Origin of the sequence: Photobacterium profundum (genome assembly GCF_003026285.1) — a bacterium.
GTDB classification, from domain to species: domain Bacteria; phylum Pseudomonadota; class Gammaproteobacteria; order Enterobacterales; family Vibrionaceae; genus Photobacterium; species Photobacterium profundum.
The window spans coordinates 16,875-30,991 of record NZ_PYOD01000023.1 but is presented as its reverse complement, the minus strand read 5'-3'; the positions used below and the strand labels follow the sequence as shown (position 1 = coordinate 30,991).

The following is a 14,117-nucleotide window of genomic DNA, read 5'->3' as shown; positions in this document are numbered from 1 at the left end:
TCTCGTCTTTAGACACAGGTCTTATTACGGAGTATATACGCCTACACCCAATTCATCTTCTTTGCGTGCTTTTTCCATGACTTCTAACGGTGTCATGGCAACACGTAGATCCATTTCTGCTTCAGTACGCACTAATTCACCACGTAGTGAGTTAGTGAATACGTCAATGATGTTTACATCAACAAATTGACCAATTAATTCAGCAGAGCCTTCAAAGTTTACAATGCGGTTGTTCTCGGTACGACCGCGTAATTCCATAATGTTTTTACGAGAAGGTCCTTCAACAAGAATACGCTGCTCGGTATTTAACATTTGGCGCGCATGACGCATAGCTTGAGTATTGATCTGTTGTTGCAGTTCATACAAGCGTTCTTTTTTAACTTCTTCTGGGATGTCACACGGATAATCAGCTGCAGGCGTACCCGGACGTGGAGAGAAGACAAAGCTGTAACTAATATCAAAATCAATATCGCGGATCAGTTTCATCGTATCTTGGAAGTCTTGGTCGCTTTCACCAGGGAACGCAACGATAAAGTCTGAACTCATTGTGATATCTGGACGCACTTTACGCAGCTTGCGAATTTTAGATTTGTACTCAAGAACAGTGTGAGGGCGCTTCATCATCGTTAGAATTCGATCTGAGCCACTTTGTACTGGTAGGTGCAAATAGTTTACAAGCTCTGGCGTATCGGTATAAACATCAATGATATCGTCTGTAAATTCGATTGGGTGGCTGGTGGTGTAACGAATACGGTCGATACCATCAATCGCGGCAACTAAACGTAGTAATTCTGCAAATGTCGCCATATCGCCATCGTGAGTTGGACCACGGAAAGCATTTACGTTTTGACCTAATAGATTAACTTCACGAACGCCTTGCTCTGCAAGTTGAGCGATTTCATAAAGAACGTCATCTATTGGGCGACTAACTTCTTCGCCACGTGTATAAGGCACTACACAGTAAGTACAGTACTTTGAGCAACCTTCCATGATTGAAACGAAGGCTGTTGCCCCGTCAGCACGTGGTTCTGGTAAGTTGTCAAACTTCTCAACCTCTGGAAAAGAAATATCCATCACTGGTCCGTGATTAGATTGAGAGTTTTTGATCATCTGTGGTAAACGGTGCAGGGTTTGTGGACCAAAGATCACATCCACATACGGTGCACGTTTGCGAATAGAATCGCCTTCTTGTGTCGCAACACAACCACCAACACCAATCACAAGATCAGGCTTCTTTTCTTTTAAGCGTTTCCAGCGACCTAGCTGGTGGAACACTTTTTCTTGTGCCTTTTCGCGGATAGAACAGGTGTTAAGCAGCAGCACATCTGCTTCTTCTGGGACTTCTGTTAGCTCGAAGCCGTTGGCAGCATTGAGAAGATCTGCCATTTTAGATGAATCGTATTCGTTCATCTGGCAGCCCCAGGTTTTAATCAGCAGTTTCTTAGGCATGTCTAACTCTTCACTCGTAGTGTTTATTCGTTGCATTCAACATCGCAGGGTACGTTGCTCTTACAGGTTTATCGCTGACAATAGCAGCTAACCGTTAGCAAGCCGCGTATTGTACTGCTTTACGCTCGGTCTGACTAGATCATCACCACCCCGAATAAATTGTGGTTTTAAAACAGGGCAGATAAAAGAATCGTCGGTTACTTGTTAGTGTTTAACTTTAGCTTTGTACTTTAATAACCTAGATGAAACGATAGTGTTAAAGTTGGTTTAAGGTACCCATCCCAAGCTGCCGCATTTGTTTCGTAATCCAATGGCTCCGAGTATATACATATTGGCTCATTGGGTTAGCTTTGATCTTATAGGGGTTAGGTAACACTGCTGCTAACTGTGCCGCCTGTTGAGCGGATAATCGACTGGCTGGTATTGCAAAGTAGTTTTGACTTGCCGCTTCTATACCATATAAGCCTGGGCCAAACTCAATCACATTTAGATACACTTCTAATATACGGCTCTTTCCCCAAATAAGTTCCATTAATACGGAAAAGTACAGTTCAACCCCTTTTCGAATAAAGGAATGGGCAGGGAAAAGGTAAACATTCTTGGCTGTTTGCTGCGTTATGGTACTTGCCCCTCTACTGGGGCCTTCAGCGCCACTTTGTTTTACCACCATTAGGATCGCATTGAGATCGACACCAATATGCTGAGGGAAAGTTTGATCTTCAGAAGCGATAACAGCTAGTTGTGCATTTTTAGATATAGCGTTTAGCTCGACCCATTGATGTGTCGATTGGGAAGGGTAATCACTGGGTGGGAAAAGCGTACGATGAATTTTCCAACCCCAAATAGGTGGGTCAACAAACTTACCTATAACCACTAAGGCAATAGGAAAAAGCAATATAAAAGCCAGTGCTTTGTAGATAAACCGTTTTACTTTAGACAATGTATTTCAAATGATTAGTGGCTTCTAGCCCCATCGTAGTCAATTAAAATCGAGTATTCAAATTTTCATCTTATCAGTAATACCTTGATGGGTAGCTGATAAATGTAGAGTTAATGTATTAATAATCAGCGCATCACAGTTAGAATTGGGTAAAATGAAAGTGTCATTAAGCATAGAGATGGAAGTGGATATGGAACAATATGATGTCATTGTAGCGGGTGGAGGAATGATTGGTGCAGCAACTGCACTAGGGCTAGCACAGCAAGGGCTAAGCGTTGCCGTGATTGAAGGTAAAGCGCCAGAATCATTTGAACCTCAACAAGCGATGGACTTACGTGTTTCAGCGATCTCTCCCAACTCTATCGCATTGCTTACTCGGCTAGGCGCATGGGATGGCATTATGAAGATGCGCTTATGCCCTTTTAAGCGATTAGAAACATGGGAACACCCTGAGTGTCGTACGCGTTTTAATGCTGATGAAATGAACCTTGATCGCCTTGGGTATATTGTTGAGAATCGTATTATCCAACTAGGCTTATGGCGTCAATTCGATTCGTACTCCAATTTAACCCTACTTTGCCCTGCACGTATGGCACATTCATACTCTACTACCGATGGTTATTGCGTAGAGTTAGATGATGGTCGTCATCTACAGGCTAAATTATTGGTTGGTGCTGATGGGGCTAATTCTCAGGTGCGTAAGCAAGCTGGTATTGGTATTACCGCATGGGATTATCGTCAACACTGTATGCTAATCAATGTTGAAACGGCTTTACCTCAACAAGATATCACGTGGCAAATGTTTACCCCACGTGGTCCTCGCTCATTTCTACCGCTTACTGGACACCAAGGCTCTTTAGTTTGGTATGACAGTCCAAAACGCATTAAGCAATTAAGCGCCATGAGTGAAATACAACTTCATAGTGAGGTTGAAGCCCACTTTCCGAAAGAGTTGGGTGAGTTTAAAGTACTAAACCACGGTAGCTTTCCGTTAACCCGTCGCCATGCACAGCATTACTATAAATCGAATGTTGTGCTTCTTGGTGATGCTGCTCATACGATTAATCCATTAGCTGGGCAGGGTGTGAATCTCGGTTTTAAAGACGTTGATACGTTATTACATGAAATTGAGAAAGCCGATAAAGAGTGGCCTAATATTTCAGTATTAAAAGCTTACGAGCGTCGTCGTCGTCCTGATAATTTATTAATGCAAACGGGGATGGATGTTTTTTATACCACGTTCAGTAATTCATTATTTCCATTGAAGTTGGCTCGGAATGTGGCACTTAAGTTAGCAGAACATACTGGACCATTAAAGAAGCAAGTACTGAAATATGCGATGGGAATATGATTGGTCTTTGTCGTTATTGGCGAGTAGTAGTCAGTAGATAAAGAAAAAGCCGAATGATATTAAATCATTCGGCTTAACAACCAGAGAGATACGATCATTTTGTAGGTTGTAAAATCTTTATTGCTACAGTGTTTATTATACTGCAGACATAAGAAAACCCACCAAAAGATGGGTTTCTCATTTCTTTCATCAGAAAGAATAATGGTGCGGAAGGAGAGACTTGAACTCTCACACCTTGCGGCGCCAGAACCTAAATCTGGTGCGTCTACCAATTCCGCCACTTCCGCATATTTCATTTGCTCTTAACGAGCTTACATCGCTTAACTATACGTCTTCTTGGTAAGAAGTAATCAAGCCACATAATAAAATGTGGCAGGGCTACCTGGATTCGAACCAGGGGATGGCGGCATCAAAAGCCGCTGCCTTACCGCTTGGCGATAGCCCTACATTGTTTGTTCAAAAGATGCACTTAAGAACAGCTCTCTAGTTAAAGAGAATAATAAGTCTTTAGAGAATGGTGCGGAAGGAGAGACTTGAACTCTCACACCTTGCGGCGCCAGAACCTAAATCTGGTGCGTCTACCAATTCCGCCACTTCCGCATATTGTCTCATTCGAATAAATTCGATTGAGTGTTCTCTAGAGCTTATTGTACAGATTGAAGAACTGGTAAAGCTCAATCTGTATTACTGTGATAAATCACAGTCACAAAGTATAAATGGTGCGGAAGGAGAGACTTGAACTCTCACACCTTGCGGCGCCAGAACCTAAATCTGGTGCGTCTACCAATTCCGCCACTTCCGCGTATTTATACTTTTACCATAAATCGTCTCAAAAAGAGAAGAGAAATGGTGGCTACGACGGGATTCGAACCTGTGACCCCATCATTATGAGTGATGTGCTCTAACCAACTGAGCTACGTAGCCATTTATTTATGCCGCTTAACTATGAGTCTTCTAAAAAGAAGTAATCAAGCCACATAATAAAATGTGGCAGGGCTACCTGGATTCGAACCAGGGGATGGCGGCATCAAAAGCCGCTGCCTTACCGCTTGGCGATAGCCCTACAGTTGTTCATTTAAGAACAGTTCTCTTCGCAAAGAGAATGGTGCGGAAGGAGAGACTTGAACTCTCACACCTTGCGGCGCCAGAACCTAAATCTGGTGCGTCTACCAATTCCGCCACTTCCGCATCTGGTAATTTTACATCTTGCGATGCTTCATCTCTAAAAGAGTGAAGATGGTGGCTACGACGGGATTCGAACCTGTGACCCCATCATTATGAGTGATGTGCTCTAACCAACTGAGCTACGTAGCCATTTTATTTATGCCGCTTAATTATTTGCTACTTAAAAAAGAAAGCAATTAAGCCACATAATTAAATGTGGCAGGGCTACCTGGATTCGAACCAGGGGATGGCGGCATCAAAAGCCGCTGCCTTACCGCTTGGCGATAGCCCTACAGTTGTTCATTTAAGAACAGTTCTCTTCGCAAAGAGAATGGTGCGGAAGGAGAGACTTGAACTCTCACACCTTGCGGCGCCAGAACCTAAATCTGGTGCGTCTACCAATTCCGCCACTTCCGCATCTGGTAATTTTACATCTTGCGATGCTTCATCTCTAAAAGAGTGAAGATGGTGGCTACGACGGGATTCGAACCTGTGACCCCATCATTATGAGTGATGTGCTCTAACCAACTGAGCTACGTAGCCATGTTTCTTGTTCTTTTTGACCATATTCACGAGTGAACACTGTCTTGGGAACGGGGCGCATTATGCTCATACCAGCAAAAACCGTCAACAGTTTTTTTTAATATCTACCTAAAATTCGTTTGTTCGACTGTTATTTGGGCGAAATGGGCGAATGGCAAACTGAAAACCAATTTTTTATCCCAGATCGTTCAAACGCGAAAGGCTACTGATTATCATATTATTTATCGAGAGATAAAAAATAAGCTAGCATTTCTGCTAGCTTATAGTGTTAGGGCGATAAAAGCTGATGTTCGTCAGTAATTACCTTAAACGTTGAAGCGGAAGTGAACTACATCGCCATCTTTAACAATGTAATCTTTACCTTCTAGACGCCATTTACCTGCATCTTTAGCGCCGCTTTCGCCTTTGAATTCGATGAACGAATCGTATCCAATAACTTCAGCACGAATGAAGCCTTTTTCAAAATCAGTGTGGATCTTACCTGCTGCTTGTGGTGCTGTTGCACCAACAGGGATTGTCCATGCGCGAACTTCTTTAACACCGGCAGTGAAATATGTTTGCAGAGTGAGTAGCTCATAACCAGAACGAATTACGCGGTTTAGGCCCGGTTCTTCGATTCCCATGTCAGCGAGGAATTCTTCACGGTCTGCATCTTCTAGTTCAGCAATTTCAGATTCAATAGCTGCGCAGATAGGAACGACAATCGCATTTTCTTTCGTGGCATATTCAACAACTAAGTCTAGGAATGGGTTATTTTCAAAACCATCTTCGCTTACGTTTGCGATATACATTGTCGGTTTTACAGTTAAGAAGTGTAGGTATTCAATTGCTGCGAGTTCTTCTTTCGATAACTCGATAGAACGCACCATGCCGCCTTCAGTCAATGTTGGTAGCATTTTTTCAAGAACAGCAATTTCGTACTTAGCTTCGCTATCGCCGCCTTTCGCTCTTTTAGCCTGACGGAAAATAGCACGCTCACAGGTATCAAGATCAGCCAACGCTAGCTCAAGGTTGATAACTTCGATATCTTCAAGAGGGTTAATTTTTCCTGCTACGTGAACAATGTTGTCATCTTCAAAACAACGAACAACGTGACCAATCGCATCAGTTTCACGAATGTTAGCAAGGAACTTGTTACCAAGACCTTCGCCTTTCGATGCGCCAGCAACTAGACCCGCAATATCAACAAATTCCATTGTTGTTGGCAGAATACGTTCTGGCTTAACAATCTCTGCTAATGCAGCCAAACGCAGATCTGGCACAGGTACAACGCCGGTGTTTGGTTCGATAGTACAGAACGGGAAGTTTGCTGCTTCGATACCAGCCTTAGTTAAGGCATTGAATAGTGTGGACTTACCAACGTTTGGTAGACCAACGATACCGCATTTAAAACCCATGGCTTGAAACCCTTTTGGTAATTATCTTCGTAGCGACCTATCTCGTTGTTATCTTTTGAAGTAACAGCAAGTTGAATCGTTATTTAAAAAGTAGAGTGTAGACTTATTCAGCTTTGAATGAATGTAGTCTGTTTTGCGCTTTGTTCAGCCCATCATTTAACAAGATATCCATGCAGCGGACTGCTTCATCAACAGCGGCATCAATACACTCTTGTTCTTTGACTGGTGCTTTGCCTAGCACAAAGTTTGCAACCTTATTTTTATCGCCTGGATGCCCAATACCAACACGCAAGCGATAGAATTCTTTGTTGTTACCCATTTTGCTTATAGTGTCACGTAAGCCGTTATGACCACCATGTCCGCCGCCTTTTTTAAATTTAGCTACGCCTGGTGGTAAATCGAGTTCGTCATGAGCAATAAGGATTTCTTCCGGTTTGATTTGAAAAAAATTAGCTAAAGCAGCGACCGATTTACCTGATAGGTTCATGTATGTTGTTGGGATCAACAAGCGAAGATCCTGTCCATTTGTTGTGATTCTGCCAGTTACACCGAAGTACTTTGATTCTTCTCGTAGAGTAACATTGTGCACTCGAGCCAGTTCTTGTACGACCCATGCTCCCGCATTATGGCGGGTTTTAGCATACTCGGCACCGGGATTTGCCAGGCCAACTAATAGACGAATATTATTACTCACGCTTGTCTCTCAAGTCTTAGGGGCTTAAAACGCGCGTATGTTATACCAAACAGACCAAGATTGATATGTTAGGACGAAAAACGCCCCGCATGTGCGAGGCATTTTTATTACGCAGGGTAAATTGTTTGAGGTTACTTGACGCGGTTCAGTGTTACAGTTTCGTAGCTGATTGGCGTCAAGGTCTTCTGCTCTGCTGCGATGTAATCGATCACTGCTTGTGCGTCGGTATTACATACGATGTCTTTAGTCTCGTCTTTACAGTCTAGATCTTCACCTTCGTACTTGACGATAGTCTTGTCATTGCCATCTTTTTCTAAATGGCTAACAGGGAAGGCTGTAAGTTTTCCGTCGACAAACGCAAGGTCAACTCGGCCAGAATCGCTTGTTTGTGCGTCATATAGCGCTGTCCAACCGTCATTGCCTGATGCGTTGTAGCTGTTCATTGATACGTTGTAGGTCGTATTATCTACCAATGGAGTCCATGCAGGCACTTCAAGGGTACCAGTATTGACTTCGACTGAGTCTAGTTTGCCGGATGTGCCAGCTACGGTTTCGGTAAAGGTATAGCGTAGATTACCACCGTATGGGAATTTACCAGCGTGAGCGCCTTCTGGCAGTGTTGCTTCAATCGTGCTAGCAATAAGATCTTTAATCACAGAGCCTTCTACTGGTAGCACTGAGATGAAGTTCGAGAAAGGCAGAAGTTCTAGAGATACATTTCCTTCACGGTAGTCACCAGACATAATATTGGTACGGACACCACCAGCACCGACTAGAGAAAAGTCGACACTGTTGATGCCATTAGCGTTAAGAATAGTTTGTACCTCAGAAGTCGCTGCCCAGTAGTACTGTCCTGCAGCAACGATAGGTGCTACGTCTGAGCCGTGTGCATCTGTACCACCATCACCAGGGCGACGCTCGTGGTTGATATCATTTGGTACTATGGCAATGATTTCACCGTAGGCGGCATCAAAATCGGGCTTGTATGTGGTATTAATGTGAGCGCGTAATTTAGCTTCTTCTTCTGTAACGGCGATATTATCTTGACCTTCAATGAAGCTGACAACGCTTGCTGTTTCTTGGTCGGTAAATTTGCTGCCAGTATCTCGAGCAGCATCGTCGTAAAACTCATCGTTAGTCAGTAAGGTATTGTTACCACCACAGCGTGTAATTTCGCCTTCGGCATCAAATGATACTTCAGTTTTACCAATCGCCTGGGCGTATTCACCAGCCTGAACAACACATGTTAGACCTTTACCGTCAGGGTTGGTTACCATCTTGGCGTAGGTACCGTTGTTAGACAGTCCTAGGTTAGTAAAGTCCCCTAATAGGGTGTGTGAGTGACCGCCTACAATTAGATCGATACCATTCACTTTAGACGCTACGTCTAAATCTACGGCATTACCGATGTGTGTAACTGCGATAACTTTGTTAATTCCCTTGGTTTTTAGCATATCAACGGTTGATTGAGCTGACTCCACCATGTCTTTGAATTCAACATCCCCAGTGTTTGGTGCAATATTTGGCATGTCGTCCAATACCAAGCCGAAGATGGCTGCAATTTGCTTACCTTCTGGTAGGTTGTCCAGATCGGTTACCAACTCTTTCTCGTTGCCGTTAAATGCATAAACAACGTATGGCTTTAGGTTGGTTTGATCTTTCAGATCTGCATCTTTGCTTGTGTCGATGTTTGCCGCAAGAACAGGAAAATTAATTGAGCCAATAAAACTGTTTAGTTTTTCATTATCAAGATCAAATTCATGGTTACCTAGAGCCATGGCATCTAGGCCCATTTGGCTTAGAATATCGGCATTCATTTTACCTTCATTTAGCTTGAAATATGCGCTGCCTTGCCACGCATCTCCGCCATGAAGAAATAGAATGCTGTCGTCGTTAGTTTTGGCTTCTTCTTTGTAGGCGTTAGCTTTGGTCAGTAGGCGAGGGTGGCCACCAAATTCGTTGTACACGGTGGTTTTGGCGACTTTAAAACTGGATTTTACTGCGTCAAAGCTAGAGTGAGTATCGTTAACATGTGCAATGGTTAAATCAAATGGTGCCGCTGGCTGTGTTTTATCTGTGGTTGAGTTGCTGTCTGAGTTACAGCCAGCAAGTGCTAAGCCGATTGATAAAACAATTAATGGTTTCGAAAAGTTCATCCTTTGTCCCTTTTTATTAGATGTGTATCACGCAGGGTCTGCAATATATACAAGAGGTTATCTTGTTAATGTGACAAATGTTGGAGCTGGGACTCTAATGTTTTGAGTAAAGTGTATTTTTGAGGGCTTAGTAGAGAAATAAACAGATTTCGTATTAATTTTTTTTGATTCGTTTTATAAAAATAAATAAAAAAACGCCCCCGTATGACGGAGGCGTTTTCATTTAAAGATTTTATCTATTGAGCAAACTAATGATTAGTGCTCAAACATCGCAGAAATAGACTCTTCATTGCTGATACGACGAATCGCTTCAGCAAGCATGCCAGAAAGAGTAAGTACAGATACACGGCCTGTAGCTACGATTTCTTTTGACAGTGGGATAGAGTCAGTCACGATAACTTCATCGATAACTGATTCGCTGATGTTCTTAACGGCACTACCAGAGAACACAGGGTGAGTCGCATAAGCGAATACACGCTTAGCGCCACGATCTTTAAGTGCTTCTGCAGCTTTACATAATGTACCGCCAGTATCGATCATATCATCAACGATGATACAGTCACGCCCTTCAACGTCACCGATAAGGTGCATTACCTGAGAAACGTTCGCACGTGGGCGACGTTTATCGATAATCGCAATATCAGTATCATCAAGTAGCTTAGCGATTGCACGAGCACGTACAACACCACCGATATCTGGAGAAACAACCACTGGATCTTCCAGGTTTTTCGCTAGTATGTCTTCAAGAAGAACTGGGCTACCGAATACGTTGTCTACAGGTACATCGAAGAAGCCTTGAATTTGCTCTGCGTGTAAGTCAACAGTTAGAACGCGGTCAACACCTACGTTAGAAAGGAAATCGGCAACTACTTTAGCTGTGATTGGCACACGAGCAGAACGTACGCGACGATCTTGGCGAGCATAACCGAAGTAAGGAATTACAGCAGTAATACGACCAGCAGAAGCGCGGCGTAGTGCATCGATCATCACAACCAATTCCATTAGGTTGTCATTGGTTGGCGCACAAGTTGATTGAATAATGAATACGTCACTACCACGAACGTTTTCATTAATCTGAACGCATACTTCACCATCGGAAAAACGATTAACTGTCGCATCTCCTAGTGAAATGTAAAGACGGTCAGCAATGCGTTGGGCTAGTTCTGGTGTAGCGTTACCAGCAAACAGCTTCATATCAGGCACGGTGGAAACCTCAGGTTGCGTCCAAGTTGTAGTTACTGACAATCCGTAGAATGTACGTGCAGGGTTGTCATCAGGGGAGATGTATTAACACCTTTAGCGACAAATCCGTGGAGCCAGTTAGGTAATTTCTTTAAAATGGCATCAGCTTCTTGTTGAGAGCTAAATTCAGCAAACACACAAGCGCCTGTGCCAGTCAATCTCGACGGCGCGTATTCTAACAGCCACGAAACCGCCTTATCAACCTCGGGATGCAGTCTTCTGACAATTTTTTCGCAATCGTTTTCGTAAACGCCTGCTAAAAGGGCTTCCAGACTACGTTTTTCAGTATTTCTAATTAAATCGGGATGGGTGAAAATATCAACAGTTGCAATGTTTACATTTGGTTTTGTGACTAAAAACCATTTTTCTTTAGGCGTGGCAGGCTGCAATTTTTCACCCACACCTTCAGCAAATGCACTTAAACCTTTCACAAAGACGGGTACATCAGCTCCTAATGCAAGCCCAATATCCGCTAATTCATTTAAATCTAGCTGGGTTTGCCACAAGTAATTGAGTGCAATCAGTGTGGTCGCAGCGTTTGATGAGCCACCGCCTAATCCTCCCCCCATCGGTAAAATCTTATCAATTTCTACATGAGCGCCAAATGTCGTCCCTGTAGCTTGACGCAATGCATCAGCAGCGCGATAGATAAGGTTATCTTCGGTGTTCACGCCTTCAATGGCTGGGTTGATTGTGATAGCCGATGTATTGGTTGCTGTAATTGTTAATGTATCGCCATAATCTAAAAATTGAAACAGCGTTTGGAGCTCATGATAACCGTTCGGTCGTTGTCCTGTAATATATAAAAAAAGGTTCAGTTTTGCAGGAGAAGGCCAACGTGTTTGACGATTAAAAATAGGGGAGTAATTTGATTGATTATTCACAGTCATTGTCATTTCTTATGGATATCCCACTCGTTAATTATAAGAGTGATTTGTTGTTTATCTTGTGTGAGCACCATGCGCTTTGGTAGCGAGGGATAAGTGGAATAATCGTATTCTTGATAATCCATTTCCCATGTTTGTCCATCGACGTTTTTTGCTAAGTATGCCACCCGATCTTGAGGGTTCAGTTGATAAGTATCAGCAGCGGTAGGTAAACCAATTAACCAGTCACGCATTTGTTCTATAGGCAGGTTTATTCCGGTTAATTCACGAACTAATTCTGATGCATCAGCGCCTGAGTGTTGCTTACCATCATAATCAACTAAGGTTGTCATTTTGGGTGTAGCGTCTAACTTAAGTAATGTTTTACCTAGAAAATTGGTTAACAACAATTTGTCACTATTGGGTGTTGTTTGCCAAATCATATTGCCACCAAAACGTAATTTCGGTGCTTTATAGCCCAATTTTCCTTTGGCATCATATCGAGATAGGTTTTCTAGGGCCTTCTCGTGAGTTGCCCAATCGGTTGTCGTTGCTATTGGTGCTTGTTGCGCACAGCCTGCAAGAAGGGATAAACAAAGTGGCAAAACGATAAAATACCATGAGCGTTTAGCAGGAATTAGAGTAGAAAATATTGCAGACATAATACAGTGACTCGATGAGTGCTTTTGCGCAAACAATAGCGTTAATTAATCGATAAGCCAAATAAAAATGTAATTTCATTGGTGTGTTTATCATAAATTTTTTTTTTGTTATACGCGGTGAATCTTTGACTTGTTTAAGACAAGGTATTTAGTTTTTAATTTGTGTTTTTTTATTTCTATTCATACGATTACATCGTTTTTCTAGGATGTTTAATACTTGGTCAAAAGGGTATTGCATGGGGAGATGCATGGAAATATTGTATTTAATACTCTACAAATATGGGGTTATCATGGAACGATTACATCTGTTGCCTTTTATTACGGTGGGGCATCAAGTAAAATCCCCCCTTAGATCTTTCACTGGCGAAGTTGGTAACCTGTCTCCATGACCCTGCTTGCATTAGGTATAAACCACAACACAGCTTCTGTCGATTTGCGTGAAAAAGTAGCTTTCTCACCAGATAAACTGAAAGAAGCGCTACAGCAGTTAGAGTCACACCCTGAGGTGACAAGTAGCATTATTGTATCTACTTGCAACCGAACGGAAGTGTACTGTGATGTAACGCATTCAGGCCCGGGTGTCATGATTGACTGGTTAGCGAAATTTCATCAGCTATCAGCAGAAGAGATTTTGCCAAGTTTGTATTTTCATGAAGAACAAGCTGCTGCACGCCATTTAATGCGCGTTGCTTGTGGGCTTGATTCGTTAGTACTTGGTGAACCTCAGATTTTAGGTCAAGTAAAGCAGTCATATTCTTCCTCGCAAGAGTATGATGCAATTCATGGCACACTAGAAAAGCTGTTCCACAAAACATTCACTGTTGCGAAGCGTGTTCGCACTGAAACGGATATTGGCGGAAACGCTGTATCGGTTGCTTACGCTGCTTGTACATTAGCCAAACAAATTTTTGAGTCTCTTTCTGATGCTACTGTGCTGTTGGTCGGGGCAGGTGAAACAATCGAACTTGTTTCTCGCCATTTAGTCGAGCAAGGCTGTAATAAGTTAATTGTTGCGAATCGAACGAAAGAGCGAGCGGCCAATTTAGCTGAAGAGTTTGGCGCAGAAGTGATTGGCTTACCAGATATACCAGAACACTTACACCGTGCAGATATTGTGATTAGTTCAACGGCTAGCCCTTTACCAATTGTGGGTAAAGGTATGGTAGAAAAAGCCATAAAAGCACGTCGACATCAGCCAATGCTGTTCGTTGATATTGCGGTTCCCCGTGATGTTGAAGCGGAAGTAGGTGATTTAAATGATGTGTATTTATATACAGTGGATGACTTACACAGCATCATTGAAAAAAACCGAGAACAACGTAAGGTAGCCGCCATCCAAGCGGAAGCAATTATCAGTGAAGAAAGTGCAGCTTTCATGAGTTGGTTACGTTCACTGGAAGCTGTCGATAGTATTCGTCAGTATCGTTGTTTTGCCGATGATATCAAAAATGACATGCTAAGCCGAAGCTTACAAGCTATTGCTAATGGCGTGGCTCCTGAGAAAGTATTGGCTGAATTAAGTAATAAATTGACCAATAAACTCATTCATGCGCCAACCCGTGCGATGCAGCAGGCGGCTCACAATGGTGAACCGGAAAAACTGTCTGTTATTCGTGAAACGCTGGGTTTGGACTCGATTAAAGATTAATTTAA

Annotated in this window: 10 protein-coding genes and 11 tRNA genes; 2 read left to right on the top strand and 19 right to left on the bottom strand. The window is 42.8% G+C overall.

The annotated features are described in order from the left end of the window. Positions 1-24: 24 nt before the first annotated feature. Together miaB and mtgA are read right to left on the bottom strand one after the other, a co-directional pair. Positions 25-1,449, bottom strand: coding sequence for a tRNA (N6-isopentenyl adenosine(37)-C2)-methylthiotransferase MiaB (miaB, locus tag C9J48_RS25740; protein WP_006232747.1), 1,425 nt, complete (start codon positions 1,447-1,449; stop codon positions 25-27). A 256-nt stretch (positions 1,450-1,705) separates the two neighbouring features. Continuing rightward, a complete protein-coding gene (gene mtgA, locus C9J48_RS25735) occupies positions 1,706-2,389 on the bottom strand; it encodes a monofunctional biosynthetic peptidoglycan transglycosylase (protein ID WP_081450121.1) in 684 nt (227 codons plus the stop codon). Between the two features lie 190 nt (positions 2,390-2,579). Here mtgA and C9J48_RS25730 point away from each other — a divergent pair, with 190 nt between their 5' ends. Next, positions 2,580-3,740 (top strand): 2-octaprenyl-3-methyl-6-methoxy-1,4-benzoquinol hydroxylase, encoded by a 1,161-nt coding sequence (locus C9J48_RS25730; protein WP_006232750.1) that lies wholly within the window; start codon positions 2,580-2,582, stop codon positions 3,738-3,740. Positions 3,741-3,942: 202 nt separating this feature from the next. Here C9J48_RS25730 and C9J48_RS25725 read toward each other — a convergent pair. From C9J48_RS25725 to lolB, 17 genes are all read right to left on the bottom strand, one after another. Then, positions 3,943-4,027, bottom strand: a tRNA-Leu gene (locus C9J48_RS25725). A gap of 83 nt (positions 4,028-4,110) precedes the next feature. Next, positions 4,111-4,185 (bottom strand) — tRNA-Gln (locus C9J48_RS25720). A gap of 70 nt (positions 4,186-4,255) precedes the next feature. Then, positions 4,256-4,340, bottom strand: a tRNA-Leu gene (locus C9J48_RS25715). A gap of 117 nt (positions 4,341-4,457) precedes the next feature. Beyond that, positions 4,458-4,542, bottom strand: a tRNA-Leu gene (locus C9J48_RS25710). Positions 4,543-4,587: 45 nt separating this feature from the next. Continuing rightward, positions 4,588-4,664 (bottom strand) — tRNA-Met (locus C9J48_RS25705). A 64-nt stretch (positions 4,665-4,728) separates the two neighbouring features. Beyond that, a tRNA-Gln gene (locus C9J48_RS25700) sits at positions 4,729-4,803 on the bottom strand. A gap of 40 nt (positions 4,804-4,843) precedes the next feature. Continuing rightward, a tRNA-Leu gene (locus tag C9J48_RS25695) sits at positions 4,844-4,928 on the bottom strand. A 49-nt stretch (positions 4,929-4,977) separates the two neighbouring features. Beyond that, positions 4,978-5,054, bottom strand: a tRNA-Met gene (locus C9J48_RS25690). A gap of 67 nt (positions 5,055-5,121) precedes the next feature. Beyond that, a tRNA-Gln gene (locus C9J48_RS25685) sits at positions 5,122-5,196 on the bottom strand. A 40-nt stretch (positions 5,197-5,236) separates the two neighbouring features. Then, positions 5,237-5,321 (bottom strand) — tRNA-Leu (locus tag C9J48_RS25680). 49 nt (positions 5,322-5,370) lie between these two features. After that, positions 5,371-5,447: transfer RNA gene (locus C9J48_RS25675), tRNA-Met, on the bottom strand. A 305-nt stretch (positions 5,448-5,752) separates the two neighbouring features. Then, entirely contained in the window at positions 5,753-6,844 is a 1,092-nt protein-coding gene (gene ychF, locus C9J48_RS25670) for a redox-regulated ATPase YchF (RefSeq protein ID WP_006232753.1), read from the bottom strand. Positions 6,845-6,947: 103 nt separating this feature from the next. Further along, positions 6,948-7,538, bottom strand: coding sequence for an aminoacyl-tRNA hydrolase (gene pth / locus C9J48_RS25665; protein ID WP_006232754.1), 591 nt, complete (start codon positions 7,536-7,538; stop codon positions 6,948-6,950). A gap of 131 nt (positions 7,539-7,669) precedes the next feature. Further along, a complete protein-coding gene (locus C9J48_RS25660; RefSeq protein ID WP_107281287.1) occupies positions 7,670-9,694 on the bottom strand; it encodes a bifunctional metallophosphatase/5'-nucleotidase in 2,025 nt (674 codons plus the stop codon). Between the two features lie 255 nt (positions 9,695-9,949). Continuing rightward, entirely contained in the window at positions 9,950-10,897 is a 948-nt protein-coding gene (locus C9J48_RS25655) for a ribose-phosphate pyrophosphokinase (protein ID WP_006232757.1), read from the bottom strand. Between the two features lie 32 nt (positions 10,898-10,929). Continuing rightward, positions 10,930-11,832, bottom strand: a complete 903-nt coding sequence (gene ispE / locus C9J48_RS25650; protein ID WP_006232758.1) for a 4-(cytidine 5'-diphospho)-2-C-methyl-D-erythritol kinase — start codon at positions 11,830-11,832, stop codon at positions 10,930-10,932. Then, entirely contained in the window at positions 11,829-12,464 is a 636-nt protein-coding gene (gene lolB, locus C9J48_RS25645) for a lipoprotein insertase outer membrane protein LolB (RefSeq protein WP_006232759.1), read from the bottom strand. The genes ispE and lolB overlap by 4 nt, the downstream gene beginning before the upstream one ends. A gap of 385 nt (positions 12,465-12,849) precedes the next feature. Here lolB and hemA point away from each other — a divergent pair, with 385 nt between their 5' ends. Next, positions 12,850-14,112, top strand: a complete 1,263-nt coding sequence (hemA, locus tag C9J48_RS25640; RefSeq protein WP_006232760.1) for a glutamyl-tRNA reductase — start codon at positions 12,850-12,852, stop codon at positions 14,110-14,112. The last annotated feature ends 5 nt before the right edge of the window (positions 14,113-14,117 follow it).